Genomic DNA, 25,115 nt, shown 5'->3' with positions numbered 1-25,115 from the left:
TTGTTTCCAAAAAAAAGGGGGGCGATCTATGCAATATGGCGCTAAGGTGCGCGCGCCCAACTCGGGAACTAGATTTCTCTCCCATTTATGCACGATAGTGTTCTATCACTGTTTGCTATTCACTGAAGGTCATTCTTCTTCTTACGAAAATCTGATTTCGCCTCTTTCATCACTTGCTGCCCATCACTATCCGTAGCTACCAATGCAACCATGGCTTGCAACGCTTGCTCGCGTATTGTCGAAACATAACCCCCTTCGCAAAAAGCAAAGTCATCGCTTTAAAGTAAATGTAGATTACCAAGGCCGATAAAACGTATCACAGCAGCCATCAGTAATCTGTACGTTAACACTCACAGGCAATTCAATTGCTACGTTATTTTAGTTGTTTTAGGCAATCATCCTGCTCCCGCAACAGCGCTGACATTTCCAGAAGTCTTTGCCGCCACCCCCCTTAAATGCGTTCTGAGAGGCTTTAGCCTTACCAGTAACTGACTGCGGCCCCGTAGACTTATTCCACGGCTGCCATTACCTGATCTTGGCTGATTAGCTGACTCCTTAAGAGCAACTAAGCGCACCCCATCACCGCGACCTCTTTTTTCCTTGGCCTTAGCCAACTGCGCCAGGAAGTAGGTATCGTAATTCCAGCCTGGTCGAGGTGGCGGGGGTATGCGTGGCTTTGGCATGGTCATCATTGTGATATTTCGAGTTTTAAAGCTGATAGTTTATGCCTTGGATTGGGTGTTGCTGCGGCAATGTTCCTGCCGTGATCAAGCCACCGGTTTTAGGTTTAATTCTGATGGGTGAATTTGTAAACGATCTGACCCAATAATACCCCAGTCAGGATTTGAATGGTTCGGCGCCGACGCAACCCTACTTTTGTCTTTCTTTCGAGTATTGCCAGAGCGCAGCGTCTACTTGCCTCATAGACAATTTATTGCGTTTCGCCAAATCCCTGCAGATTTCGACATATTTCCCCCAAAACTCATATGTATACACAGGAGCTTTGGGTATCGAAAGTGACCAGAGCGCACGAAAATCAAGAATCGGGTACTTACTACTGTGGCAAAAATGAAGAATATATGACGCCGTCGGCCAACTGACGCCCGTGAGCATCATTAGAGATCTTATATGCAATTCCTCGAGCTTCGAGCTCATCGCAATTCTTGTAACCTCTTCGATCAGTTCAGTAGAATTGCTGGCGCAACGCGGCTTTGATCTAGGTGACTTCTCTGCACATATGCTAAGAAACTCTTGCCTTGAAAGATGTCCCCTTTCCCTAGCAGATTTTCCAATACGCTCTAAAGCTGAAAGATCACCTGTGTTTCTTTCTGCCCATTTCTCTAGTTCAAACTCAGGAAACCTCAACTTGAATTTCATCGATTTCTCCATCATAAACCTCCTTAATAGCCCAACTAAGCAAATCGATACCACCAGTTAGCCACAAAAAAAGCCGATAACCCAAGATCGGACTATCGGCCGTTTAGTGTGTATCAACTGCTCTTTGCCTGACGAGCCAAGTCTAGGCGCAGATAGAAAACAGCCTGGAAGTTATGCGCGGAAATAGAACGCTGGTCACAAAAAAGCCGACACTAGGCCGGCTCTTGTTACGGGGATCGCAGCCTTAATGAGTTGCCCAAGTCCACCGCATGAAAATGTAAAAAGCAGTCACCACCTCGAACGCTGCCAAGCATAGCCGCCTGATGATTTTAGGTTGTGTATGGCTATATCGCCTCTTGATGGCCGCGCGAACCCAGAACACCGCCATGCAAAGCTTAAACCGGATATACCATTTCATCTCGCACCGCCGTTGCCGAGCTGGCTCGCCCCAGCAGTGGCAGAATCATTGACTGCCGCTGCGGCCCGGTACCGTTTCAACTCAACATCGATGACGGCGGCTTCTTCGGCGACTGACTCGGCAAAACGAAACAACTTATCTAACAACTCAGATTGGCCAGTGTGAGGTTCCTCTCGCGCGGCCTGCTTCTCCGCACTGCCATCCGGAACGGCGGCGACTTCCAGATTATCACCCCAATTCAAAGCCTCAACGATACGCAACACTTCATGAATTTCTTGTTGAACGGAGTACAAAGCCAGTTGAACATCATCCCTGACGATACTATCGATAAACCCTTCAAAAATCAGTGACAGTATTCCATTGGCACGTTGCGCGGCGCCAAAGGCGTTGTCTAGGTTGTTGAAGTTAGGGGCGGTCATGCTGCACCTCCCGTTTCGCGTTGCGCTAGACCTTCTTGGGGCTCGTCACATGATACGGCGTCTATCGCCGCTTTGATTTCCCGAATCTCGCGCTCGACCGCCCACAACGAATAAGTAATAGCGTCGCCATACACAGGGTCGGAACAGGCGTCGGTTAACAATAAAATCACGGCGTGTGCGCGTTGTGCGGACTCAAAAAGAGTATCTAGCCTTGGTGGGGTTGCTGTGATTGCGTTCATGCTGCACCGCCTTTAACAAATTCTTGCGGCTTATCGGTGATAGCGTCGTCTTTGGGATAGATAAACCGCTCTAAGGTGCCAAGCCCGCTATTTACCTCATTCTGGACAACAAACAGCGAGTTAAGGACGTTCTCGTCGGTAATGCTGTCAACGTAACTGTCTAAGATCAGCGCAAGGACAGCCTGTGCGCGCTGAATATCGCAAAAAGCATTGAAAGCGGTGTCGAAGGCGGCGGTTTTTGGGCTGGTTTCGCCCTGGGCGGTTTGAGTGGTCATAGCGGTATTCCTTGAAAAGTCGAATAACCGCCGCCGAGCTTCTCACGGCATAGGCGACGGGATTGAGTGGGGTGAGAATACCGCATCAAGGAGCGGCCAGCCTTTCGGCTGCCCAAACAATCCCGCCATAAAAGAGGCACGGCAAAGCCATGCAAAAATGACGCGCATAAAAAAACCACTAAGGTCAGTGGCGTTTTTTACGCCTTGATAAACAGGTTCTCACGCCCGGCGCCGAATGTGTCGGCACGGTTAAAGCTTAGGCTGGGTGTTGTGGTGGTGTCAAGCAGAATTTATCAGGAACAAAAAGAATGATGATGTTGTCTAGGATCAGCATATTGGATTCCGTGCGAATCTGGGGAGATCCAATCCTCGGCTGAACCGGCAGATTCCGGTATAACAATAGAGAGCAGTCATGAAAACGATTATTCAAAGAATAAATGATCTAGCCAATCACCTTGATAATACTGGTGAGACTCGTGATGTTGGTTTTGATGTTATTTTCAAATTGCGACAAGCGTATGAGGTTGCTTCCGATAGCGAATGTTCAAAACAAGAACTGAGTGATTTGATCCTCTCCCATAAAGACTGTTTAGCAACAGAGAAAGCCAACGAGCTGCCAGCAGAGATGCTCGAAGAAATCAAAAATTTGCAGCATGAAATTGTTGACACCTTTGGTCTACAAGATTGAAACTCATCATAGCGCCTAGCCTATTAGATTATAGAAGCCGCAAGGATGCGGCGTAGTAGTTCGACTAGACGCCACCGGTTATCCCCAACTCCTGTGGAAAACCCTGTGACAAAGCCGTGACAACATAACCTAAGTAGCCGCCAGGCAACAAGGAAGGTCAAATTGACTGAAATTTGGTCAGCACTCAGTAGCGAGATATTGCGAACACCGCGCACAGTTGACGAGGCTGTTGACCGGCTTTTGCTCATCATGAACGACACCGAGCGCCGGGCAGTTGCCAGCGCTGAGGAAGACGAACTGGTCGAGTTCCACTTTTGCCTTGGTGTAGCGATTCGGAATGCGTTTGGGCTACACAACCCCGGCAGTGAATTGGCGGCGGCCTGCGGTACCGGCATTCATCCGGATGATGCAAGTGGTGTCATTATCACTTCACACCAACGGTTCATCGGTATCCACATCGCCAAACTGCAAGCCGCAGCTTTGGCAGACGTAGTTGTGTAACACCTTTTGGTCAATGACCTGACCCAGCTTGGCGCCGGTGACCCCGCCGGTAGCGGCCCAGATCAAGGCGCCGATCAACGCACCGCCGGCTGTGCCCGCCGCCACGCCCACCGGTCCGCCCATAATGCCCACCGTCGCACCCAGCTCTGCGCCCACCGCCGCCCCGGAACTCGATGCAGCCAGACTGCTCATCGCGCCACCCACGGCGCCGACCATACCGCCAAGCCGCGAACGGAAAGCCGGGCAAGCCATTGGAGGAATTATCATGGCAAAATCAACCCCCGGCCTTAGAAAGAAAGGCAACATCTGGCACATCGACAAAACCGTCGCGGGCATCAAACTTCGCGAAAGCACTGGAGAATCGGAGCTCGAAGAAGCAGAACGCTACCTAGCAAAGCGTATACAAGAGATCCGAAGTGAAGTGGTCTATGGTGAACGTCGGGAGCGAATCTTCGATGAAGCCGCCGCTCGCTTCATCGAAGAGTATGGACACAAACGGTCTTTGGACCGTGATATTGACACGTTAAAGGCTGTGATGCCTTATATCGGTGATCTTGCTTTAAAGAAAATCCATTCGGCTTCTCTGGATCAGTATATTCGAGATAGAAAGGCCGCTAAAATTTCTGCAGGAACACTGAACCGGGACATGGCTGTCATTCGTAGAGTGTTGAAACTCTGCGTGGCGATGTGGCGTGATGAACAAGGTAGGCCTTGGCTCGATAATGCGCCATTACTACCAACCGTTCAGGGCGTGAAACGTAAACCGCGCCCCATATCGGTTGCAGAGCAAGACAGGCTGATAAATGGTATGCCGCAATATTTGGCTGACATGGCATTGTTCGCTCTGCATACCGGCTTGAGAGATCAGGAGATATGTGGCTTACAGTGGCAACACGAGCGCCGCCTTTCTGGAACATCGGAAATTGTCTTTATTATCACGGAAGAGCGCGCGAAAAACGATCATGAAAGAATAGTGCCACTTAACTCCGTGGCAAGATCAATTGTGAATCGTTATCGGGATCAATCCGAGTTTGTTTTTCATCTGAAAGGCAACCGGTTAGAGAGGATGAACAACAGGGCCTGGCGAAAAGCGCGCGAAGCAGCTAATCTGGCTGATGTTCGGGTGCATGATTTAAGGCACACGTTCGGTATGCGTTTACGTGCAGCGGGTGTGAGCTTTGAAGATCGTCAGGATTTGTTAGGGCATCATGCAGGGCATATCACCACGCACTACTGCAAAGCAGAAATCGCTCGGCTGATAGAGTGTGTTGAATTGCTTTGCGGCGATATGCACGGAACAGAGCTTACGCTGATCCGGTAAGTCAAATCGTCAAAAAATCGGAAATGAAAAATGACAGGCACAAAAAAACCAGCTGCCCGCTAAAGCTAACTGGTTAATTTGTAAAGCTATTCAGTGGTGGGTCGTGTGCGATTCGAACGCACGACCATCGCATTAAAAGTGCAATTATGGAATCATAACCAATTGATTTTATTGTAATTTCAATCATCAAATATCGCGTAATATCCGTACAGATCACAACGAATCAGAACCAAGTCGCGTAAATCTCGCGTAAGATTTTTGCATATTTCTCTACCAAAATTACAGCGGCCCAACCTGTAGTGCTCGTTCTCATCGTGAAAATAGCCGTATAATATCAATTTTAAAATATATATTTTGTCGACATGCAACTAACAGCCTCACAACTTCAGTCGAAGCATAAAGTGCTCATTGATGCGCTTAAACGTGGAGAAACCGTTGAGATTACTTACCACGGCCAAACCCTGGGTATCGTTCATCCCGCTACTCCTACTGTCAATTCACAAGAGCAAGAAGCGGCAATGAATGAGTTTTTTGGTATGCACCAAGATTTAGGTATTGCCGATGTGGAGGATGAATTACGCGTTATTCGCAAAGGTCGGCGGAGCCTTTTGAGTGATCTTTGATACCAACATTTTGATTTATGCAGACCGAGGCGTGGTTTCGGCCAAAGAGCTGATCATGAGCACACAGCATCGATCAATTTCTGCTGTAACGTACATGGAATACGTACCTTTTTGCCGTAACAAAAAGGAATTGGCAACGTTTGAAAAAATGCTTCAGGCTCTACAGTTCACCATCCATGAAATTGATCATGGAATTTCTTACCATGCTCGGCAATTGGTTCGACAATTTGCACTAAGCCATTGCATGGAGATGGGCGATGCTTTAATTGCCGCAACGGCTATGGCGCACAATGAATTGTTATGCACCGGCAACATTAAGCACTTCTCTCAAATCACTGGCTTGTTGCTTGATCATTATCAGTCCAACGAAAACTGATCAGAAAAGCCTATCCTAAAACTCTATTCGCGGTGAATGAATCTATTTAGGGAGTTGGCCTCACCGATTTTGATCTAGCGAGTTGAATGCAATAAAAATTATGAATGTTCAAACCAATTTTCTATTGTCTAACCGACACAATAGTCTTCCCATGTAAACTCACGATCTGTGTTTGATTCTTTACGTAAGGATTGGAGTTCCTTGTCGTTAAATCCGATGTTGTCGGTCTGATTAAACCGACTGCGCCAATTCAAAATGGCTGAATTGAGGCTCTTATGTGTTCCGATAGAACATTTATACGGATCCTCAGAAATTAAGACCACAAAAGGTTTTCCATAGCGACTCAGATGGATGGCTTCCCCAGTTTCGAGTTGATGAATCAACTACGACAAGTTGTTTTTTCTGCAGCCATCGCGCTTGTTCTCATAGCTTTGACTCACTCAATAGATGTAGCAAGTTTTATGAGCTGATTTTGCTGATCAGATCAGAAGGTGAATAAATTGGCAGCGTTGCCAGCTTAAAATCATTCGAGTTTCTTGTGACAACGCCATCCAGACCTATTGCAACGCCAGAAAAATAAAGCACAGCATCTTCAAAGTCAGTAAAGTCCGAATCAAGGGCAGACCTGAGCGTTGCAGTGTTTACTTCCGCAATTTCGAATAAATCTAACAAACAGCTGATCGCATCTTTTGACGCAGCTCTGCCTTTGGACTTGGTGATCAGATAATCGATTGTTGTGATGGTGGTTGCACACAAAGTACCGTCGATTATTTTGTTCTCAACCGCGCTTAACAGTTCAATTGCGGCTGATGAATGCGGCTTTCGATCTAGCAATACGTCGAGAATGATGTTCGTATCAAACAAGATTTTCATGCTCAAAGGTACTTATTCTCAAGATGCTGCTTGTAGTCAGCTTCATCGATAGCCGAACCGCTCATTAGGCCTATCAATGATTTTGTCTTGGGTGGAATGCTCTGCGTCAGAGCCTTTTCTTCAAGAAGCAACCGTTCAATAGCGGTTTTCACAAATTCTTGAACGTTGGGGTGTTTTAGCACTTGCTTACCAAGTTCGTCTGGTAAATCGATAGCGAGCTGCATGTAATTCTCCTGAGTATCACCTGGAACGATTATAAAGCTTAGGTTCGTTTTTGCTAAATCTGAGGCGTCAGAGTCCAAACTGACACTAACCAAAGATTCCTAATCCACTATCACCGGTAGAGTCGAGATGTGGCGCGGTAGCATTAGATTTGGCTTGCTGTTTCCGTCCCTTTCGTTTGACGGTGTCCTAATAGCCTTGCCTTAACCCCGTTTCCACACCCCGCTCATCGAACCGGACTGGCAGATTTCCCGCATCCGGCTCTCGGACAAAATATCACGCGTTCGCCCACGGTTCGTCACACCCCAAGCGGCTTAAGCGCACCAAACCTAGCGTCTGGTAGAGGTACGGAAGTGGATAGCCTCCGCCTGCTCGCTTTCTCACCTTATACTTGTTGCGTAACCACCGACGCAACCGCGCTGCCGTGTAATTATCCAGCGCACGATAGGCGCGATTGAAGGTTCCTACCTTAAAATAGTTTGCCCAACCGCGTAGCATGCGATTCAATTTATATATCAGCAACGTGGTGTCATGCCACGCCATTGAATAGGCAGTCAAGGCATGGATCTTTTCGACCATGCGCCTGATGCTTTTCTTCGATGGCCGGAAGCCCAAATAGACCTTACCGTTTTGCGGCCGATACTGCAGGCCAAATGTGTAACCCAGAAAGTCGAACTCATCTTCCAACACATTACAGACTCGCGTTTTATCCTCGTTTACCGTCAGCTTGATTTGCCCCATGACCTTGCGCATCCATTGCAATGCTTCTTCGGCTTTACCTCGTCGGCACAAGATCACTAGGTCATCGGCATAGGTGACAATCCGACTGCCGAGCCGCTGTTCCAGGCCCAGTTTCTTCCACGCCAGCACAAACCGTCGCATGTACAAATTCGACAGCAGCGGTGAGATAGGCGATCCCTGTGGAATACCACACCGATGATCTTTGGCCTCGGTTGTGCGCTTCGTCCGTCCTCGCTTATCGGTTTCCTCTACCGGACATTCCAGCCACATCGTGATCAGATGCAGCACACGCCGATCCACAATCCGGCGTGCTACCGACTTGAGTAGCTCGGCATGGGGTATTGTCCCAAAGTAATCTGCAAGGTCGGCATCGACGACATCCGGGTGACCGTGATAGAGATGATCCTTCACCTCGATCACCGCCTGTTGAGCATTGCGGCCCGAACGGTAAGCATACTGCTCGTCCGGCAGATCGGCTTCGAAGATCGGTTCTATTACCAGCATGGCTGCCGTCATACAGACCCGGTCTCGTAGCGTCGATAGACCTAGCGGCCTCAGTTTGCCATTCGGCTTGGGGATGTAGACTCGTCTGATGGGATCTGGTCGATAAGTTTCCTCTCTGAGCGCAAGCGCCAGTTCACCAAGCCACCGCTCCACGCCATACGCTTCTATATCCGCAAAGCTCTGACCATCCACACCCGGTGCACCCTTGTTGGCGCGGCAGCAGGCATAGGCATGCGCCAAGATGTCTTCTCGGTATAGCTTGTCGTACAGCGCATAGAAGCGATAGTCAGTTTCAGCCTTCGCTTTTGCGTGTAACGCCATCTGTAGTTTCTGAACGCTTAACGGAGTTGATAGGTTGCCCAATCTCCTGTCCTTTTCCACTTATTGCGTTGATTTTGAACTAAGGCACCTTCCCTCCACCAGCATTACCCGGCTTCCTCGGTACTACAAGCCTCTCCGCCACCCTGCAGCGCCCGGCCTGTCCCTCACGGGCATCCGGTTGGTCATCGCTGGCCACGCCACAGGGCTTCCCGTGTTGCGTGCGCTTACCTTGTGTACATGCTGTCACCACTGCCCCGGCGCAGCGACTGGAAATACTCTTCGCTCGATTTCCCAGCCGTATCAGCCTTCCCCGAAAGGGTTGTCGGGTCGGCCTGCGCATCGACCTTTTCGAGGCTTGCTCGGTGTTCACTCACATTACGGCCTGCACACTCGCTGAATCGCCTAAAGCGATCTCTTTACATCGGAGGCTCCAGCCACTTCGTTACCTCCATGACTGCTCCGATTGCTTCCGGCCGGAGCGATTTAGCCGGGTGGGTCTCTCACCCACTGGTAAAGCGCCGCCTTTGCACGGCGCACGCCCAATACGGTCATTAGGCTCAAGGGCTGAAAATCAGGGGCTTTCTTAAGCCTGATAGTGGTCGAGTCACCTAGAATCACCAAAAACGCATCAAATTGCGAGTAACTGCAAAAAAAGCATTCAGTCTTTTAATCGATCAGCCGATAACAACGGCTATATCGCTTTCATTACTTCATAGCCCATCAGAGAGAAACCAATGAACTTTGTACACGCTTTACATACCCTGCTGGCGTTGACCTTGATTGGCTGTAGTTCCACCCACATGCTCCAGCCGAGCGCACCGATTGATTATCGCGCTGATGCCAGCGTGACAGCTGACCTTGATGTCGGAAGCAAAATTCAAGGTGAGGCGCATTCAACGCAAATTCTTTGGTTTATTACCTTGGGGCCCAATAAGTTCGCAGATGGGGTCAATTTCACCGCTAATGGCACCGACCCAATCAGTCAGGTGTTCCGATTCGATCCATTTTTCGCCGTCAAATCTGCCGCAGCCTACGATGCTGTCTCACAAGCCAATGCCGATGTGATTGTGGGTCCACGCTATATTATTGAAATCGACGATTACTTCATCTTCAGCAAGACCAAAGCCACGGTAAATGGATACAAAGGTACGATCAAAAAATTTAACAACTCGTTTCATTTTGACCCATCTAAGCTTGTACGCTGAATGCTTTGAAAACAATTACGCAAGGCCTCTACTGGCTTCTTGGATATAGCGTTTCACAAAAGCCGACGTATCAAAAAAAACACGCATGAACTTACCCGGTTATGCGTTTGACTCGCGCTCTTGCAGGATCAATTGGCTGACTGCAACCCCATCCAGCACTAAAGGTTGAGCCTTCCGTCGTTTCCATGAAGGCACATCCGCCATCACCGGAACGATATCAGCGATAGGTTTGCCATTGCGAATAACCCTAACGGACTCACCTGACTCAACAATATCGAAGTACTGTTTGGCGTGGTTACGGACTTCGGTAAAGGTCGCTTGTTTCATAGCCAGACTCCTGATGTACATTTATTTGAAATAATAATGTACATGCCGCCCATGTTATCGAGCTTTTACAGCTATTGGTGGATGTCGTCTTAACCAGCCGTTCAATATGTTGCCATCCGCTCCAAGCAAGGCAAAACTGCTTCCAACCTGTGCCTTCACTGTTTCTGATACGTTCCAATCAGCTCGGCTTGTTCAAGAATACGACCGTGAGAGCGCAGCATGGGCATTCAGGATAGAGATTACTACTGGGAAAAACATAAATCAGCGTCAAAATCGAATGTCAGTGACTTTTACCAATTTATCAAGCGCAATAAATACACCAAGAAATCCTCCAAAAAGAACTCTGGCGGTTTTAAATATCTTTTGATGCCGGCACTGATGCTGTTCGGGCTTTGGCAGGGTGCAGATAGGTTGCTGAAACAAAGAGCAGATCATCGCCCAACATCGCCAACAATTTCCATTCCTGGTGGTCCTAATCCTGTTGCTATTCCCATTTCAGGCGGTCTTGAAATAACGGCCGACCGGCAAGGACATTTTCGAGGGAGGGCATATATCAATGACGTTCCAATGCCTTTCTTGATTGATACCGGCGCAACCATAACCTCAATTCCTGCCAGCTTAGCCTATGCTGCTCATCTGCCCGTTGGTGCCCAAATAAACGCACATACAGCCGGAGGCCAAGTTGTAGACCGGCTTACTAAAATAAACCATCTGAAAATCGGCAATGCGGAAATCCAAAATCTTGATGCGGCCATCAACGAGCATCTGGAAGAAGTGCTGATCGGCATGAATACCTTGAAGTATTTCAATATCACCCAAAGCGGCAACACCATGACACTGGTGGCCAATGGTTTCAGCCTAAAAACAACGACAGATTGATCGTGATATGACGACAGATTGATCGTTGACCGTATATGCTTAATTTCCATCGCTTCCAGAACCTTTATTTCTGTTGTTATCCATGACCATATGACGACAGATTGATCGTTAAAACAACGACAGTTATTTTTATTTGTCGTTATTATGGAAGGGGCGTATAGTTAGACATCGTTTACTTCATGTCGTCATATTATCTTGGAACAATCGGCTCAACTCACCGTTGTCAAATCCAACAAGGTTGTCGAAGCTAGCTATATGCTGACGCTGGCCGAGCAGAGGGTTTTGCTGGCCTGTATTGCGCAGATTGATTCCAAGGCTATTTTGACGGAGAACTATCGTTTTGAAATAACGGCTTCCGGCGTGGCTGATTTGGCGGGTTTGGAAAATCTTACCAACGCCTATCGTGATCTCAAAAAAGCCACTGAAAAACTTTATGAGCGCAGCGTCATTATTGATGATCCCGATCCGGATAATCCCCAAATCAAACAGCGAAAAACACGCTGGATAAGTAGCATCGACTATGTGCCAGGCGAGGGCAAGCTGGTTCTTAGTTTCTCTGTTGGTATCATCCCTTATTTGTCGCAATTGTCCCGAGAATTCACCAAATACAAGCTCAAGCACGTTGCCAGGTTCGAAAGTGTGTACTCAATCCGCCTATACGAATTGTTAGTGCAATGGAGTTCGGCAGGTGAGCGAGAAATTGAAGTCGAGTGGCTAAAACGCCAGTTCCAGGTGGCCGAGAAATACGATAGGGTGGTTGACCTGAAAAAGCGGGTTATCGATCCGGCTGTCGAGGAAATTAATCAGCATTCCAATTTGTGGGTCAAATATGGCCAGCGTAAATCCGGTCGAACCATCACGCATTTTCAGTTTCAGTTTGGTTTGAAAGACAGCAGTAAATCTAAGTCGTTAGAACGTAAACAGCTTACCGAAGATGAAATCAACAAACAGGCAAGGCCAGGGGAAACAAGGGCGGCTGTGATTGCACGGTTGACGGGGACGTCGTTGTCGGAGATAGCTAAGCCAGGGGAGTCGTTTGATCAGGCATTGGAGCGGAAGCGGAGCTTGGCCGAGGTTAAGAAGAAGTTGAGGTGATTGCATGACGGAAGACGAAGACGATATTTACAGCGATCCGGAACTGGTCGAGGATTTTTTGCAAAAAGTGCTTTGGCCAATCCTTGAGTTTGGGCCAAACAGTGAAGCATTTCATTCCCTTGGTGTTATGAGTTCTGCACCTCTTAAAACTATGCCTTTCTGCGTAACACGATCAAAGCTGAAAACATGCTCTCTTGGGCTGTCATAACAGCGACCGACCAAGCGCAGAGGGAAATCAGGCTCCCCGTTCCCAAGATGAATTGTCGCACCACAGATAGGGCAGGGGGCTGAATACCGAACAAGACGTAGTAGTCTTAAATCTCCATCTCGAAATATCTCAATTTGCGCTGATTTTTCTTCAATCGATACCAATAATTCGGGTGCAACCACAATACGTTCATCGAACAAACGAAACCAAGGTTTGATGACGAAAAGCCATGTTCCGTAAGGGATGATGAACATACTCAAAAACATGCTTAATTCCCTTGTTGTAACAGTGCGAGGGGTTGTAAGTACGATCCAGTTTGCGAGAGATATGAGTGCAGCGATTCCGCCTATGGTTATCAACCAGATAATAATTGCCCGCGTGGACAATCGCACATCACCGTTACGAAGCAACCACTTAGCTATCCAGGCTGGTTTAACTTCTCCTTTATCGGCTAAATCATAATGGATAATATTATGTTCACTCGACGCTTCGATATTCGATGATTCATTGTCATTAACAACTTCGGGTAAAGGCTTTTTTACTATCCAATAACTGGATGGCCTACTCCTTCCACCATCAGATATATAAAATTCAATATCAGGATATGAATCCAATCCTTGGTTACGTGCAAGTTCTATAACGTGCCGTTTTTTGATATCCCAATAGGGTAATACAGTATTTTTCCAATTCACCCATTTATTCGGTGTGTCCTGTGTTTCTGGCTTAGCGGCATCAAAAATATCCCTGTTTGTAAATCGTTTAACCTCTTTCTGATTTGTATCTTGACTAAGCGATCCTATCGCTAAGATACGAAGTATTTGATGTGCTTTATCATCACTAGGTACATTGTCTAACCATTTGATAAGACATTGAATTACCTCTTTCATAAACTATCCAAAATCTGGTTTACGGTGGTTTGAGCCTTTTTTGGCCGGAAAAAATTCATCAAACTGAGTTCTCCTTAATTTCACTCAAGAGGTAAATAACTATGAGTACTCAGTTCGCAATAGACATATCAAATCGCATCACTCACATTTCAGAAACTGAACGCGGATTAAGCTGTAACTGTAACTGCATAGTCTGCGGTGAAAGAATGGTAGCTAAAAAAGGTGGAGAGCGTGAGCATCACTTCGCTCATGAATCTAACAAGATTGCCTGTGTGGTAAATCATGAAACCCTTTTGCATCAGTTTGCCAAGCGGGTTATCCAGGAAGCGGGCGGTCTTAATGTGCCATCAGTGTTACATACGCGATTGTCTCAGCAACTCAAGCTTAGCAGCGTTAACCAAACCTGGCTTATGTTGGAAAGAATCGAGGTTGAAAAACAACTAGGTGACATCGTTCCAGATTTGATGGGTTATTCTGGCAACACCCAGGTTTTGATAGAAGTGGCCTATAGCTCTTTCGTGGACAGCGAAAAACAGGCTAAGTTAGATCAGCTAGGTCTTTGGGCATTGGAAATCGATTTGAGAGAATTTCATCCAGAAAACTTTGATCCTGACGAAGCGAAAGAAGCTATTGTTAATGGCGTCGATCTGAAGAAATGGCTGGTTAGCGAAGACATTGTTGTCGAGCAGAAACCCCGCTACGTCGAGGAAGTTGTAACCATCAATGGTATTTGGGTTTCTCTGAGAGAATTACCTTTTGGTGGATTGGCGATCAAAGTCATCGCCTATAATCCGGAAGTGAATGCGATCGTCAAAGCTATTGCCAAACGTTACTACGGTAGATGGCGGAATGACTATAAAAACTGGATTGTTGAAAACCGTTGGCTGCAAAATGCGAAAAATGACCTGAAAGCTGTCGCCGATCAAGGGTAATTTTATAATTAGGCTAATTAACGAGAGAATAGCGCATGATATTGAGTCATATCATACCATTTCATATTTAGTGATTAGGTAGTCAACTCATGTCAAGAAGACGCCTGCATTGTCCACTAGACCCGCCGATAGTTCGCGATATTCGGCTAGTTCACGGCTTTTAACTTAGAGAGCAAATCTCCAGCTTTAGCGCTTATTGATAGATAATTTGGGTGTGTACGGATAATTTCCAAGCCGTATAAAACAGATTTTTTGTGTGTTGGCATTAAGCTAAGCATGAGACTGATAATCCATAGCAATCCGTGTCCCATGCCGCCACGCTTTTCTATCTCAGTGCATAGCAAAGCATTCTCAGATATTAATGGGTAGTTTCGGTTGTTGGCAATTGTTAGAGAAAAGCACTCTGTTAATGAGTAGCCTAGCTTTTGGCTATTTATATTTTGCGCATATGCTAATTCTTCGGGTGATAGATCCGCTATACCAAGCCCTAGATTACGTAAATAGGGGCCATTTTCACCCTGGCTATTTTTGCCCATCCCCTCGAAAAGGTAAAAATTAGCAATGGCTAATATTAAGGGTCGCTACCTTCTTCCACAGACTTACGCCAGAAATCAGGATCGTTATATCGTGCCGCCAACGCATCGATGTCAACCTTGGCGTTTTCTTCCGTAAATTCAAACTTACCGATCAGATTCACATTTTGCCAGGCGACGGGCGAAGTGCCTTTAATGATCTCGATAGCATCCTGGTCGTCGGCTGCCAGTTTTTGCTCATACACCCGCGACAAGATCAGCGTGTTGTAATGAATGATGGCGTTGGCAATAAGCCGGGAACAATCGTTCCAGATTTGCTGCTCCGCTTCGGTTTTTACCCGGAATTTACCGGCATTGACATAGGAAATCGCTCGTCGCATACGGTGATACGCCTCGCCGCGATTAAGTGCCTTTTGAATGCGCTGCCTGAGTATCGGGTCGTCGATGAAATCAAGGATATGAAGCGACCGACAGATATTGTCCAATTCCCATAGTGCCTTCTTGGTCTGGTTCTGCCGCTTATAACTGGCGAGCTTACGCACGATGGTTGCTTGAGTCACGTCTTTTTGAGCAAGCGAAGCCAGAATGCGCTGGATATTCGGCCACTCCTTGCAGATTAAGGTATCAAAGACCTTACGCGAGGGCTTAATCAGGATATCGCCATAACGGCTCGGGTGCTGGAATCCAACCAGGCTATCGATCTTTTTATGCAGGTCACGATAACGCGGCGAAAATTGGTAGCCGAAGACGCGCAAGGTAAAGAAGTTCACTTGATTGGTGCCATGCGTGTCCGTCGAATGCCTTTCCGGCTTGATCTCCGTGGTATTGTTGTACAGGATGTCGAACACGAAATGTGATTCGTGTTCGTGCGCACCGATAATCTTGGCATTAATCGGGACATGATTCATGGCCAAGGTAATGGCGTTTACGCCTTTCTTTAGCGCGAAAAATTTGCTGGAGTGCCGGGCATTGATCGTGTCGATCTGCGTGACTATATGCTGGCCATCACTGCTAGAATGTTTCTGATGGTGGATGTCGTACGCTTGGAAAACAGGTAACGCCGCCGTAGCGTTGGAAATGGCGTCATTCGCCGCATGCAGTGTTTCCGCTCGTAGGAAATTGCGCGCCGTCGTCAGCAACGCAGAATAACTAAGCCCCGAGACTTCCGCCATTTTCCATAAGCCCATATTGGTACCCATGGCAACAATACAAGCCAGGATCAGTTTCGGCTCGGTATCTTGTTTGACGTAGCGCTCCAAAACGTGGGCAAATGACTTCAGGAATCCTGTTTTTTCAGCGACAAACCAAAGCAGGTCGGCCACGCCGATACTTGGCAATTGAGCATAGAAAGGACTGTTGGTTGACTCTTCCTCGGAGGGATAAACCAATGTCCAGCGAAGCTTGTCCCCGCTGCCGGTGATTTTGATATGTTTATTGTCACCGCTAGCAATGCGCTGGTTCACTGATTTGTACTTGGCTTCCAGTTCCTGCTTCAGCGCGGCTAACGTATCCTGAATTGGCGTCAACAAAATCGGTGCGCCGATTTCTTGCAATATCGCGTCTTTATCCTTATTCCAGCGCTCGGCGTTGATCAGGTCGTCATCAAAGCTGCGAAATTCGTTACTATCCCGAACAAATACGTCACAGGCTTCCAGCGCCTTCCGTAGCTCGCGGTATACCAGGAACTCATAGCGGTCAACCTCTAGGGTTTTCTTTTTTTGTTCTTCCGCCCTGGTATATAAATACCGCTGCAAATTCTTTGCGATGATTCCGGTCGGGAAGTTGGCCGGGTTCATTTGTCGTGGTGTCTTGCCCTGGCGCAGCAGCTCCTGTAGAAACAAAATGGCTTCCAACAGTGGTTCATCCGACACCAGGCAGACGAAATCGAGGTTACAGAACAAATGTCGTAAATTGAGCTTGAATTTGTGGCGTAGCGTGCCGTAATACGACCATTCAAAAGCGGTTTTATCGAATTCGATGTTACGCATAAAACCGGATACGACTGGAAAGCTCTCGACGTTGAGTAGCTCGAAAGCCTTTTCCTTGATGGCCGCAAACGGTGTTTCGTCAGGGATTGAATTGTCGATGAACAGTTCCAGAACTTGGCCTGCCGCCTGTAGATTCGCGCCGGCCTCGTTGATGGCTTGCTGCATGGCCTCGTCGGCGGCAAGTTTGGCTTGTTTCTCGTATTGGCCAATGAGACAAATCAGGGCTTCGATCAAATTATCGTTGATTTGCCGAAAGCGATGAAAGGCGAAACACAGCAAATACAGGCGTGTTGTGGGTTCCGCCATGCGCCGCAGCTTGTAGACGGAGTAGAACGGAACCAATGATGCATAGTATTTTATACTCTCATTGGACAGGCCGGCAGTACCCAGAAAGCTTTGCCCGAATTCATACAGCGGCTGAAAAAATTTGCGGCGGTCAACCTCCTGGCGTAACTCGCGGTAACTGAAATCCTTAGGCTCGTGTTTGAGTAGGCTGATGCGATACATGCCTTCCTCGGACTCAAGCAAGGCTTCGAGCTGCTTGTCGACATCCGGCGTCATGGCTTTTTTCAGTAAGTCCGTAATTCGCCGACGTTCGCCAGTCACTACTCGGCTCACCATGTCCTGTAGATAAGTGTAGCCAGGAGCAATTAGGCGTTGGTTTGTCAGGTATTGTAAGGTTTCGCGTAGGATGTAAATCGGCTGTGTCGACAGCATGGCGACCCGCTGCGCTTTCTGTTCCAGTGCCGCCTTGGCCTCGCCGTCGCATAGGCGATAGTCGAATAACTGGAGGATGATTTGTTGCTGTTCGAGCCGGGTCGGCTTGGAAAGGGATTTGATCTTATCTAATGCCTGGTCGGGGAAATACCGCTGGAGAATATAGTGTAGGTCGTCGAGCACGGCCTCCCGCACGTAAACAAAAAACTGTTGCTTGGCCTTGAAATACCCGATTTGAAGGATTAAATGGACTGCCGATGAGCGGGCATAAACGGCGTCGACGGCTTTCTGTTCAACCGCGCTTAAATCGAAGAAGACACTGCGGTCGTCATCGCTGAAACGAGGCAACCCGTATAGATCATCGATTTCACTTTTCGTCAGGATAGACAGGCGGCGCGAATTGACATTCATTCGGCGCCGCTTTTCGGCGAGTGCAGAAAGTACACTTTTTGCACTCTATGTTCACCGATCCTTTTCAATTTCAATTCCTTCAATTTTTAGTGCAAAAACCTTTGCCAAAATCATAATGCATTTAACCCTACTATGTGATAACTTTTTGCACCATGCAAACCAATACGACTACGCCATTTCATCGAATCGGCTATGCCCGAGTCAGCAGTACCGGCCAAAATCTGGATTCTCAGATTGATGCGTTGCAAAAAGCCGGGTGCGGCAAAATATTTTCCGACAAGATGACCGGCTCGCACATGGATCGACCCGGCTGGGATCAGCTTTTAGAATATGCTCGCCCAGGCGATACCTTGGTCGTCAGTGAACTAAGCCGCATGACGCGCTCGTTGATGGATTTACTGACAACGGCAAAGGTGTTGGAACAGCGGCAAATTAACTTAGTGTCATTGCGCGAAAATATCGATACTACATCCGCAACTGGCCGTTGTTTCTTGTCGATGATGGGCGCTATTCACCAAATGGAACGGGAACTTCGCGCAGAGCGGGCGGCTGCCGGCCGTTCGTCCGCTAAAGCGCGGGGCAAAACGGGTGGAAGACCTAAAACTGACCCAGAAAAATTGGAGAATGCCAGAATCCTCTATGAAAACTCAGACAAAACTGCCGCCGAGGTTTGTGAGATTACCGGCGTAGGGAGGCGAAAATTCTTCTCCTACGTGGCAGAGAAACGGAATGGTTCTGGTAAAACGTAAAATTACATTTGAATTGGGGCGCAATCGAACGAAAAACCGAGTTAGCACCTAAAATAAGGTGCTAATGATTTTATATGGCTCGTCTGGCCGGCAATACCCGACCCAAACCGGCCATCGGATCTCAATAATTGACCGTCAGGTTCCCCTCGGATAGCTGCCAGTCAATTTAAGACAGCCAACTGGATCGATCTGCCGATCCATCAGCGGAAGCTGGGCCTTTCGAGTACTTCTCTAATAAGAATTCGCAGAGCCGGAAGCAGCTCAATTGTAAACCACGGATTTCTGCGTAACCACAGATTATTGCGTGGGCTGGGGTGCGGCAACGGCACTACGCCAGGCCAATGCTCGCGCCAATTTTGAACAGTTGCTGTTACTGATTTACTGGCATTCGGCAAATGATACCCTTGTGCATACTGACCAATGACCAGGGTCAGACTTAGGTTTGGCAGCAGCCCCAACAAATCCCCACGCCATTGGGTGGCGCATTCCGGTCTTGGTGGAAGATCACCCGATTTGCCCGTGCCGGGAAAGCAAAAACCCATCGGCAGAATGGCGACTTGTTGTGGGTCATAGAAAGTTTCACTGTTTAAGCCCAACCAATCCCTAAGCCGATCACCGCTGGCGTCTGAAAACGGCACTCCGGATTCATGGACTTTTCGCCCGGGTGCTTGGCCTGCCACCAAAATCTTTGCATCAGGATGCAATTGGAGGACAGGACGCGGACCTAGCGGTAAATGTTCTGAACAGAGTATGCAAGAGCGCACTTCATAAAGTAATGATTCAAACCCCGCCATAACTCGCTTCCTTAAGCAACGCAGTGACCATCCATTAGGTCATTGACCATTTGTTTTATATCAATTGGACAAGGCTTTTTCATCACTTGGGCAATTGCCCCCATGCCTTCCAGCAACACCAGCAGTTTAAAAGCCAAATCATTTGGATACATGACAGGAAGCCCCTTGGTTAACTCACGGAAAACATCCAGCTCCCACGTTTTAAATACAAGGCAGGCATTTTCTATCTTAGGATCTTTGCCGGAAAACTCGCCCATCGCATTGACCGCCAAACAACCGTGAAACTGCCTGTTCTCAAACCAGTTACCCGCATCTTCAAAAATGGCTATTATTTTTTCGCGGCTGCTTAAGTCATTTCTGGCTAACAAATCAGTTAAACCCTGATCGTAATTGGCACGGTAAAATTCCAGCACGGCGACGATCAAATCGTTTTTGGTCGGAAAATAAATGTACATCGTGCGTTTGGAGACATTAGCCTGGCGCATGATCAAATCTACGCCGGTGGCATAAAAGCCATTTTCGGTAAACAGCTTGAAGGCTGCCTGGATAATTTGTAAACGTTTAATGGATTTTTTAGGTACCGCTTCAATTTCGTTAGTCATAGTTCGCATTATTAGTGTGGGTGAACGTAGCTTAACAAATGCCCATAAAAAGTAAACAGATAAGTTTACAATTTAGTTGACAAGATAAACAGATCGGTTTACACTTTGCAGCAAGTAAACTTATCGGTTTACTTATCACGCTTAACTTTAATTAGGAATTTACCATGCAAAGAATCAAAGCAGTTACCCACGCCGAAGGCAAAGCCAAAGAATTGTTAGATGGCGTTAAAAAAGCGATGGGCTCGACGCCAAATATTTTCACCACGTTTGCCAATGCCCCGGCAGCATTGGAAGCTTATCTTAACTTCAACACCGCGTTAAGCAGCGGCGTACTGGACAAAAAACTGAGGGAACAATTGGCGGTCACCGTGGCTGGTTTTAACGGCTGTAATTATTGTGCTTCCGCCCATGTTTTCTTGGGGGGTAAAGCCGGTGTTGATAGAACCGAATTGGTTGCCAATAGCAAAGGCCATTCCAGCGATGGCAAAACCCAAGCGGCGATCAGCTTTGCCCGCGCTTTGCTGGAACAACGGGGCAAAGTCAGTGATGACGATTTAATAGCTGTCCGCGCGGAGGGCTTTACTGAGGAAGAAATTATCGAAATTCTGTCCCACGTCGCTTTGAATACGTTTACCAATTATTTCAACGAAACCGCTTTGACCGCTATCGATTTTCCTGTGGTCGATTTAAAAACCCTATAACGGAGAAGAACCCTGTTCAATGCAAAATTAGTGGCCATTATTTTTGGCTTAACGTTCGTTGTCGTCGGTTTGATGGGCTTTGTGGAAAATCCCATTGCTTCCGAATCCGGTTTTTTTCAAGCAAACTGGGCGCATAACCAAGTGCATTTAATCACCGGAGTGGTTTTTTTGTTGGGTGTCATAATTATCCAGGCCAAGAAAAACGCTTTGTGCTTTATTCAGGGTATTTTTATGGCTTGGTGGCCTTATTAGGCTTTGTTTGGCCAGGCGACATGTTGCTGGGTTTTATCCATATTAACGGGCCTGACCGCTGGCTACATTTAGGCTTGGCGATTGTCATCGTGGCGGCAGGAGTTCTTTCCACGCCTGTCCAAGCCCGGTTAAAAGCTGAATACAGCTAATTGAAAACAGGGCGATGTCTGACAAAAAATCAGATTCGCCCTTTTGCTAAACGCTTACGCCTTACTGTCAGCCGCACCCCTTTTGGCACCGCGACAACAGGGTCGAAAAAATGTTTAAAAATAGTTTAATTTCAAACTTTGAATAGACCAAAAGTGTATTTGCTCTTTGGCATCCAGATTTTTTGTAAGTCTGAAAATAGGTGCTTGGGATATTTTTTATAATCGAGGTTGCAACACATGTACTGGCTAACAAATGATTGGCAGCAATTTTTGCCCCATCCCTGGTTGGAAATCGCCTTAATAGCAGTTTCAGTGCTGTGCGGTTCACTGATCGGTACCGAACGCGAGCGTAAACTTAAACCAGCGGGACTTCGCACCATGATCTTGATTTGTCTAGGGTCTACGGTGTTCACACTGATATCGCCCGTGTTAGAAAGCAGCTCTGGTGAAAGTGGCCGTGTGGCTGCCCAAATCGTCACCGGCGTTGGCTTTTTAGGCGCAGGTGCCATCCTCCAGGGTAGCAGCGGTGTGCGTGGCTTGACATCCGCCGCCCTTATCTGGACGACTGCCGCCATCGGCATGGTTATTGGAGCCGGATTGGGTGGTGCAGGGTTAGCGTTAAGTTTGTTATTGCTTATAATTCAGACAGTCGTTACAAGAGTGGAAAGCCGTTATATTGGCCCCTGCGTTCATCGCCAAATTAAAATGATTTACGATCCTAGAGGCGGTAAAACCGCTGTCAAAATCGACCATATCCTTGATAATTATCAACTGCTCCATAGCATGGGCCAGGTCGAAACAAGTGAGGAGAAAAAAGTGAGCCTGACTTTAAGTTATTGCAACGCCCATAAGCACCATAAGGATTTTCTGGTAAAACTGGCTGAGCTGCCGGAGGTTGAGTCGATTGTTCAATTTGACTAAAAGCCTTAGGCTACAGATATATAGCGTGCAGTTATTGATTAATGGCTTTGGCTTAATGACTGCTTTCAACCGTATGCCGTCAGTTGTAAATCCGGCATCAGTGACTCCTGTTGGCCGGGTGTTGTCCGTCAGTTTGCTTAAGAAAGCCTGCAAGCGAATTAAAGTAGCCGCTAACGTACGTTTTCGTACCGCTGAATTTATCAGGCCGGGTCGGCATGCAGATGAATGCCTAGTGCCTTTGTTACCTTGAGAATCGTATCGAAACTAGGGATATGCTCGCCGTCCAGGGATCGATACAGGCTTTCGCGGGAAAGTCCGGTCTCTTTGGCAATCTGCGACATGCCACGCGCACGGGCAATATCGCCAAGCGCTTTGGCTATGAAGGCCGCATCGCCGTCGGCTTCCTCGATGCAGGCATCCAGATAGGCCGCCATTTCTTCGGTGGTTCTCAAGTGCTCCGCTACATCGTAGCGACTGATGATAGTTTTTGTCATTGCGTTATCCTACAGGTTACGGGCAAGACCTTGGGCGGTTTTAACATCGGCATCCTGAGTGCTTTTATCGCCACCGGCCAATAAAATGATGATTTCGTTGCCGCGTCGAGTGAAATACACCCGATAACCGGGGCCATAGTCGATGCGCATTTCTGATACACCTTCGCCTACCGACTTCACGTCACCCGGATTGCCGGCAGCTAGACGTTCGACCCTGGCCAAAACTCGTGCACGAGCACGAATGTCACGAAGATTGTCCAGCCATCGGGCATAAACATCGGTTTTCTTTATATCGACCATGCTTTAAGTGTAGCCTATAGGCTACGTTTGTCAATAGACTGACTACGAGCCAAACGTAAGGGCTCGTGTTGAAATGGATAATAGCGGGGTGGATTATGTGCCAGATAATATGGTGGAAATTGCATGCTAGCCTATTAGATATTGCTAATTTTTACCTTTTCGAGGGGATGGGCAAAAATAGCCACCCTCGAAATCGCGTTTATACGCCAGGTCAGGAATAACTATAGTAATCCCACCAGTAAGCATTGTCTCCAGTAACTGACAAAGTTCAAGAGTCATTAAAGTTGCAGTATCGGAGACAAAAACAGGCATCAACTGTCGAGGATGAGGTCGCCATTGTCAGTAGCAATCTCGAAAACGCGACTTAACAGCCTTTCTGGCTTCGGTGTATCAAAAGCATCATCAGCGCCAAACAAAACGTTGATTTCTTTTTTTGCTTCCTGGTTATGGCCAACTTCGGAATTGGTCCACCACGTCCAAGAGCTGATTCCTTCACTTTCAGAAAGATAATTTTTCACACGAGGCCTAGCTGTACCATCCTTGCCAAACCACATCCGACCTTCATGAAGTAGGCGTTTATATTCACTTTCAACATTTCCCCAGCAGCGTCCTGGAGGCGGTTCAAATTCATGTCCACTAGGTGAACGCAATTTATACATTTGATTTGGTCGCCATCCCTGCGCAGTAAAGTCGGCAGAAGCCCAAGGTCCCCGTGGATCATCATCAGGGTTTTTAAAGTTTTTAGCTTGTTCAGGTGAGATGGTTAACTTCCTAAACACGACTTTTTCAGCTGACTTCGCATACACCATTATGTGGTCGTGGGCTCCGCCAAGCTGAATCCGAGCATCAGGCGATGTTCGCTTCTGCCAGAGAACATTCGCAACAAAATTCCCCCGCCCAAACACCTCATCCATCATCACCTTCAAATAATGGGCTTCGTTGTCGTCGATGGATACCCAGATGCTACCGTCTTCGCTCAATAATTCCCGCAGCAGTTCCAGACGCGGGTACATCATGCTCAACCAAATCGAGTGTTCCAAATTATCGTCGTAATGGCTGAAGGCCGAGCGGGTATTGTATGGCGGGTCAATGTAGATACATTTGACCTGGCCGGCGTAGAACGGAATCAGTGCTTTCAAGGCTTCCAGGTTATCGCCTTGAATCAGCATGTTGTGGTTGCCGGCATCGCCATACGACAAGGCCGGCACTTCTTCCAACAAACGGTAAGCGCATTGGCTAACGGTTTTGACGGCTTGGTTTTTGTTGAGCCAGTGCAGAATTGGCACGGTAGGTTCCTTTCGTAGAGTCCGTTAAAGGTACAAATTCAAGTCCGGAATGAATTTGAAGTCCTTGGTATTCAGGGTGTACAGCGTCACATCATGGCTAAGCGCGGTCGCTGCAATCAACATATCGGGGACCGAGGCTTTATGGCTAAGCGAATAGCGCCGCATCAAGTCGATAAACAAGGATGAAATAGCCGGATTCAGGCCGTAGCAATGGCACTGTCCAAGATGGCGTTCAATTTTGGCCAGTTCTTGTTTGTCTCTAGCGCCGTAAAACAGTTCGGCTTTGGTGATGACGCTGACCGCTATATTAGTTGGTCCAATGGTTCTGAGGGTTTGGATGATCTCCGGATTGCCTTTGTAAAATTCAATCAGGATATTGGTATCACAGAGAATCATCCGCGCCGATCCGGCCAGGCTTTGGCACGAATGGACGTTTGGTCGATTTCTCGATCTTCCCAAATGCCGGCACAGTTAAAGAAATCGTCGCCGGATGCGGGCTGGGCGATGGCTGCCATTTCCTTGATCACCTCGTCATGCTCGATCACTTCGCCACGGTCAGCGGCGGTTATGCCTTGGCTGATTTTTTCAATTTGCCGGGCATGGGTTTTCAGATATTCGCGCAAGGCTTGGTTGACCAAGTAATTGCGGGAACGGTCCAAAGCTCCTGCCATGCTATCGAGTTGATGCACGATGTCTGTTTCCGCTCTAACGGTAAAGGCTTCTGTGGCCATGGTGGTTGCTCCGGTTAATGGTGGTTCGTTTGTAATCATATAGCATGGTTTAACGC

At 47.6% G+C, this 25,115-nt stretch carries 33 protein-coding genes; 14 read left to right on the top strand and 19 right to left on the bottom strand.

The window, feature by feature from the left end; all coding sequences use genetic code 11:
• Positions 1–870: 870 nt before the first annotated feature.
• The 4 genes from METH11B_RS0120800 to METH11B_RS0120780 form a co-directional block, all read right to left on the bottom strand.
• A complete protein-coding gene (locus tag METH11B_RS0120800; protein WP_155931163.1) occupies positions 871–1,392 on the bottom strand; it encodes a hypothetical protein in 522 nt (173 codons plus the stop codon).
• Between the two features lie 399 nt (positions 1,393–1,791).
• Complete coding sequence (locus METH11B_RS0120790) at positions 1,792–2,214, bottom strand: hypothetical protein (RefSeq protein ID WP_026603677.1); 423 nt, start codon at positions 2,212–2,214, stop codon at positions 1,792–1,794.
• On the bottom strand, positions 2,211–2,453 hold the full coding sequence (locus METH11B_RS0120785; RefSeq protein WP_026603676.1) for a hypothetical protein: 243 nt from the start codon (positions 2,451–2,453) through the stop codon (positions 2,211–2,213). Before METH11B_RS0120785 ends, METH11B_RS0120790 begins: the two co-directional genes overlap by 4 nt.
• Entirely contained in the window at positions 2,450–2,728 is a 279-nt protein-coding gene (locus METH11B_RS0120780; RefSeq protein ID WP_026603675.1) for a hypothetical protein, read from the bottom strand. The genes METH11B_RS0120785 and METH11B_RS0120780 overlap by 4 nt, the downstream gene beginning before the upstream one ends.
• A gap of 412 nt (positions 2,729–3,140) precedes the next feature.
• On the opposite strand from METH11B_RS0120780, the gene METH11B_RS0120775 reads away from it, so the two are divergent.
• Complete coding sequence (locus tag METH11B_RS0120775; RefSeq protein WP_026603674.1) at positions 3,141–3,416, top strand: hypothetical protein; 276 nt, start codon at positions 3,141–3,143, stop codon at positions 3,414–3,416.
• A gap of 162 nt (positions 3,417–3,578) precedes the next feature.
• Positions 3,579–3,917, top strand: coding sequence for a DUF6794 domain-containing protein (locus METH11B_RS28850; protein ID WP_081733854.1), 339 nt, complete (start codon positions 3,579–3,581; stop codon positions 3,915–3,917).
• Here METH11B_RS28850 and METH11B_RS0120770 read toward each other — a convergent pair.
• A complete protein-coding gene (locus METH11B_RS0120770) occupies positions 3,846–4,184 on the bottom strand; it encodes a hypothetical protein (RefSeq protein ID WP_051427016.1) in 339 nt (112 codons plus the stop codon). The genes METH11B_RS28850 and METH11B_RS0120770 overlap by 72 nt on opposite strands.
• On the opposite strand from METH11B_RS0120770, the gene METH11B_RS0120765 reads away from it, so the two are divergent.
• The 3 genes from METH11B_RS0120765 to METH11B_RS0120755 all read left to right on the top strand — a co-directional run bounded on the left by METH11B_RS0120765 (position 4,183) and on the right by METH11B_RS0120755 (position 6,237).
• Positions 4,183–5,238 (top strand): tyrosine-type recombinase/integrase, encoded by a 1,056-nt coding sequence (locus METH11B_RS0120765; protein WP_026603672.1) that lies wholly within the window; start codon positions 4,183–4,185, stop codon positions 5,236–5,238. The two genes, METH11B_RS0120770 and METH11B_RS0120765, sit on opposite strands and share 2 nt — an antisense overlap.
• A 401-nt stretch (positions 5,239–5,639) precedes the next feature.
• Positions 5,640–5,861 carry a hypothetical protein gene (locus METH11B_RS0120760; protein ID WP_231499649.1) on the top strand — a complete coding sequence of 74 codons (222 nt, stop codon included), beginning with the start codon at positions 5,640–5,642 and terminating at the stop codon, positions 5,859–5,861.
• Positions 5,851–6,237, top strand: coding sequence for a type II toxin-antitoxin system VapC family toxin (locus tag METH11B_RS0120755; protein WP_026603670.1), 387 nt, complete (start codon positions 5,851–5,853; stop codon positions 6,235–6,237). Before METH11B_RS0120760 ends, METH11B_RS0120755 begins: the two co-directional genes overlap by 11 nt.
• Before the next feature lie 459 nt (positions 6,238–6,696).
• Here METH11B_RS0120755 and METH11B_RS0120750 read toward each other — a convergent pair whose 3' ends face one another.
• The 3 genes from METH11B_RS0120750 to ltrA all read right to left on the bottom strand — a co-directional run bounded on the left by METH11B_RS0120750 (position 6,697) and on the right by ltrA (position 8,898).
• Positions 6,697–7,110 (bottom strand): PIN domain-containing protein, encoded by a 414-nt coding sequence (locus METH11B_RS0120750; RefSeq protein ID WP_026603669.1) that lies wholly within the window; start codon positions 7,108–7,110, stop codon positions 6,697–6,699.
• 2 nt (positions 7,111–7,112) lie between these two features.
• Positions 7,113–7,334: a hypothetical protein gene (locus METH11B_RS0120745; RefSeq protein ID WP_026603668.1), complete on the bottom strand. Its 222-nt coding sequence runs from the start codon at positions 7,332–7,334 to the stop codon at positions 7,113–7,115.
• Between the two features lie 274 nt (positions 7,335–7,608).
• Entirely contained in the window at positions 7,609–8,898 is a 1,290-nt protein-coding gene (ltrA, locus tag METH11B_RS0120740) for a group II intron reverse transcriptase/maturase (protein WP_026603203.1), read from the bottom strand.
• Positions 8,899–9,632: 734 nt separating this feature from the next.
• Here ltrA and METH11B_RS0120735 point away from each other — a divergent pair.
• Positions 9,633–10,103: a hypothetical protein gene (locus METH11B_RS0120735; protein ID WP_026603667.1), complete on the top strand. Its 471-nt coding sequence runs from the start codon at positions 9,633–9,635 to the stop codon at positions 10,101–10,103.
• A 99-nt stretch (positions 10,104–10,202) separates the two neighbouring features.
• Here METH11B_RS0120735 and METH11B_RS0120730 read toward each other — a convergent pair whose 3' ends face one another.
• Positions 10,203–10,430 (bottom strand): type II toxin-antitoxin system Phd/YefM family antitoxin, encoded by a 228-nt coding sequence (locus tag METH11B_RS0120730; protein WP_036277994.1) that lies wholly within the window; start codon positions 10,428–10,430, stop codon positions 10,203–10,205.
• 219 nt (positions 10,431–10,649) lie between these two features.
• Between METH11B_RS0120730 and METH11B_RS27145 the strand changes: the two genes are divergently transcribed.
• Entirely contained in the window at positions 10,650–11,309 is a 660-nt protein-coding gene (locus METH11B_RS27145; protein ID WP_026603665.1) for a retropepsin-like aspartic protease family protein, read from the top strand.
• 195 nt (positions 11,310–11,504) lie between these two features.
• Positions 11,505–12,404 (top strand): RepB family plasmid replication initiator protein, encoded by a 900-nt coding sequence (locus METH11B_RS27140; RefSeq protein ID WP_026603664.1) that lies wholly within the window; start codon positions 11,505–11,507, stop codon positions 12,402–12,404.
• A 111-nt stretch (positions 12,405–12,515) separates the two neighbouring features.
• On the opposite strand, the gene METH11B_RS0120715 is transcribed toward METH11B_RS27140, so the two are convergent.
• Positions 12,516–13,499 carry a hypothetical protein gene (locus METH11B_RS0120715; protein ID WP_026603663.1) on the bottom strand — a complete coding sequence of 328 codons (984 nt, stop codon included), beginning with the start codon at positions 13,497–13,499 and terminating at the stop codon, positions 12,516–12,518.
• Positions 13,500–13,705: 206 nt separating this feature from the next.
• Between METH11B_RS0120715 and METH11B_RS0120710 the strand changes: the two genes are divergently transcribed.
• On the top strand, positions 13,706–14,431 hold the full coding sequence (locus METH11B_RS0120710) for a hypothetical protein (RefSeq protein WP_026603662.1): 726 nt from the start codon (positions 13,706–13,708) through the stop codon (positions 14,429–14,431).
• 146 nt (positions 14,432–14,577) lie between these two features.
• Here the strand turns inward: METH11B_RS0120710 and METH11B_RS0120705 are convergent, their stop codons facing one another.
• Together METH11B_RS0120705 and METH11B_RS0120700 are read right to left on the bottom strand one after the other, a co-directional pair.
• A complete protein-coding gene (locus METH11B_RS0120705; RefSeq protein ID WP_026603661.1) occupies positions 14,578–14,967 on the bottom strand; it encodes a hypothetical protein in 390 nt (129 codons plus the stop codon).
• A gap of 35 nt (positions 14,968–15,002) precedes the next feature.
• Positions 15,003–18,080 carry a Tn3 family transposase gene (locus METH11B_RS0120700; RefSeq protein WP_026603660.1) on the bottom strand — a complete coding sequence of 1,026 codons (3,078 nt, stop codon included), beginning with the start codon at positions 18,078–18,080 and terminating at the stop codon, positions 15,003–15,005.
• Positions 18,081–18,232: 152 nt separating this feature from the next.
• Here METH11B_RS0120700 and METH11B_RS0120695 point away from each other — a divergent pair, with 152 nt between their 5' ends.
• Positions 18,233–18,829 (top strand): recombinase family protein, encoded by a 597-nt coding sequence (locus tag METH11B_RS0120695; protein ID WP_026603659.1) that lies wholly within the window; start codon positions 18,233–18,235, stop codon positions 18,827–18,829.
• Positions 18,830–19,029: 200 nt separating this feature from the next.
• Here the strand turns inward: METH11B_RS0120695 and METH11B_RS28845 are convergent, their stop codons facing one another.
• Positions 19,030–19,623, bottom strand: coding sequence for a uracil-DNA glycosylase family protein (locus tag METH11B_RS28845; RefSeq protein WP_081733853.1), 594 nt, complete (start codon positions 19,621–19,623; stop codon positions 19,030–19,032).
• 11 nt (positions 19,624–19,634) lie between these two features.
• On the bottom strand, positions 19,635–20,225 hold the full coding sequence (locus METH11B_RS0120685; protein ID WP_026603658.1) for a TetR/AcrR family transcriptional regulator: 591 nt from the start codon (positions 20,223–20,225) through the stop codon (positions 19,635–19,637).
• Positions 20,226–20,389: 164 nt separating this feature from the next.
• On the opposite strand from METH11B_RS0120685, the gene METH11B_RS0120680 reads away from it, so the two are divergent.
• The 4 genes from METH11B_RS0120680 (at position 20,390) to METH11B_RS27135 (ending at position 22,248) form a co-directional block, all read left to right on the top strand.
• Positions 20,390–20,926 (top strand): carboxymuconolactone decarboxylase family protein, encoded by a 537-nt coding sequence (locus METH11B_RS0120680; protein WP_026603657.1) that lies wholly within the window; start codon positions 20,390–20,392, stop codon positions 20,924–20,926.
• Between the two features lie 30 nt (positions 20,927–20,956).
• A complete protein-coding gene (locus METH11B_RS29575; RefSeq protein WP_026603656.1) occupies positions 20,957–21,178 on the top strand; it encodes a hypothetical protein in 222 nt (73 codons plus the stop codon).
• Positions 21,136–21,327 (top strand): DUF4383 domain-containing protein, encoded by a 192-nt coding sequence (locus tag METH11B_RS30200; protein WP_081733852.1) that lies wholly within the window; start codon positions 21,136–21,138, stop codon positions 21,325–21,327. The genes METH11B_RS29575 and METH11B_RS30200 overlap by 43 nt, the downstream gene beginning before the upstream one ends.
• A 237-nt stretch (positions 21,328–21,564) precedes the next feature.
• Entirely contained in the window at positions 21,565–22,248 is a 684-nt protein-coding gene (locus tag METH11B_RS27135; protein WP_026603655.1) for an MgtC/SapB family protein, read from the top strand.
• 200 nt (positions 22,249–22,448) lie between these two features.
• On the opposite strand, the gene METH11B_RS0120660 is transcribed toward METH11B_RS27135, so the two are convergent.
• The 5 genes from METH11B_RS0120660 to METH11B_RS27130 form a co-directional block, all read right to left on the bottom strand.
• Positions 22,449–22,742 carry an addiction module antidote protein gene (locus METH11B_RS0120660; RefSeq protein WP_026603654.1) on the bottom strand — a complete coding sequence of 98 codons (294 nt, stop codon included), beginning with the start codon at positions 22,740–22,742 and terminating at the stop codon, positions 22,449–22,451.
• A 9-nt stretch (positions 22,743–22,751) separates the two neighbouring features.
• Positions 22,752–23,042: a type II toxin-antitoxin system RelE/ParE family toxin gene (locus METH11B_RS0120655; RefSeq protein ID WP_026603653.1), complete on the bottom strand. Its 291-nt coding sequence runs from the start codon at positions 23,040–23,042 to the stop codon at positions 22,752–22,754.
• Positions 23,043–23,353: 311 nt separating this feature from the next.
• Complete coding sequence (locus tag METH11B_RS0120650; RefSeq protein ID WP_026603652.1) at positions 23,354–24,328, bottom strand: site-specific DNA-methyltransferase; 975 nt, start codon at positions 24,326–24,328, stop codon at positions 23,354–23,356.
• A 24-nt stretch (positions 24,329–24,352) separates the two neighbouring features.
• On the bottom strand, positions 24,353–24,724 hold the full coding sequence (locus METH11B_RS0120645; protein ID WP_026603651.1) for a type II toxin-antitoxin system VapC family toxin: 372 nt from the start codon (positions 24,722–24,724) through the stop codon (positions 24,353–24,355).
• Positions 24,721–25,059, bottom strand: coding sequence for a CopG family ribbon-helix-helix protein (locus METH11B_RS27130; protein WP_026603650.1), 339 nt, complete (start codon positions 25,057–25,059; stop codon positions 24,721–24,723). Before METH11B_RS27130 ends, METH11B_RS0120645 begins: the two co-directional genes overlap by 4 nt.
• Positions 25,060–25,115 lie beyond the last annotated feature (56 nt).

The sequence above is a fragment of the Methylomonas sp. 11b genome (assembly GCF_000515215.1).
In the GTDB taxonomy this organism is placed as follows: domain Bacteria; phylum Pseudomonadota; class Gammaproteobacteria; order Methylococcales; family Methylomonadaceae; genus Methylomonas.
Note: the sequence above shows the minus strand (reverse complement) of the source record. Positions and strands in the feature narration are given on the sequence as shown.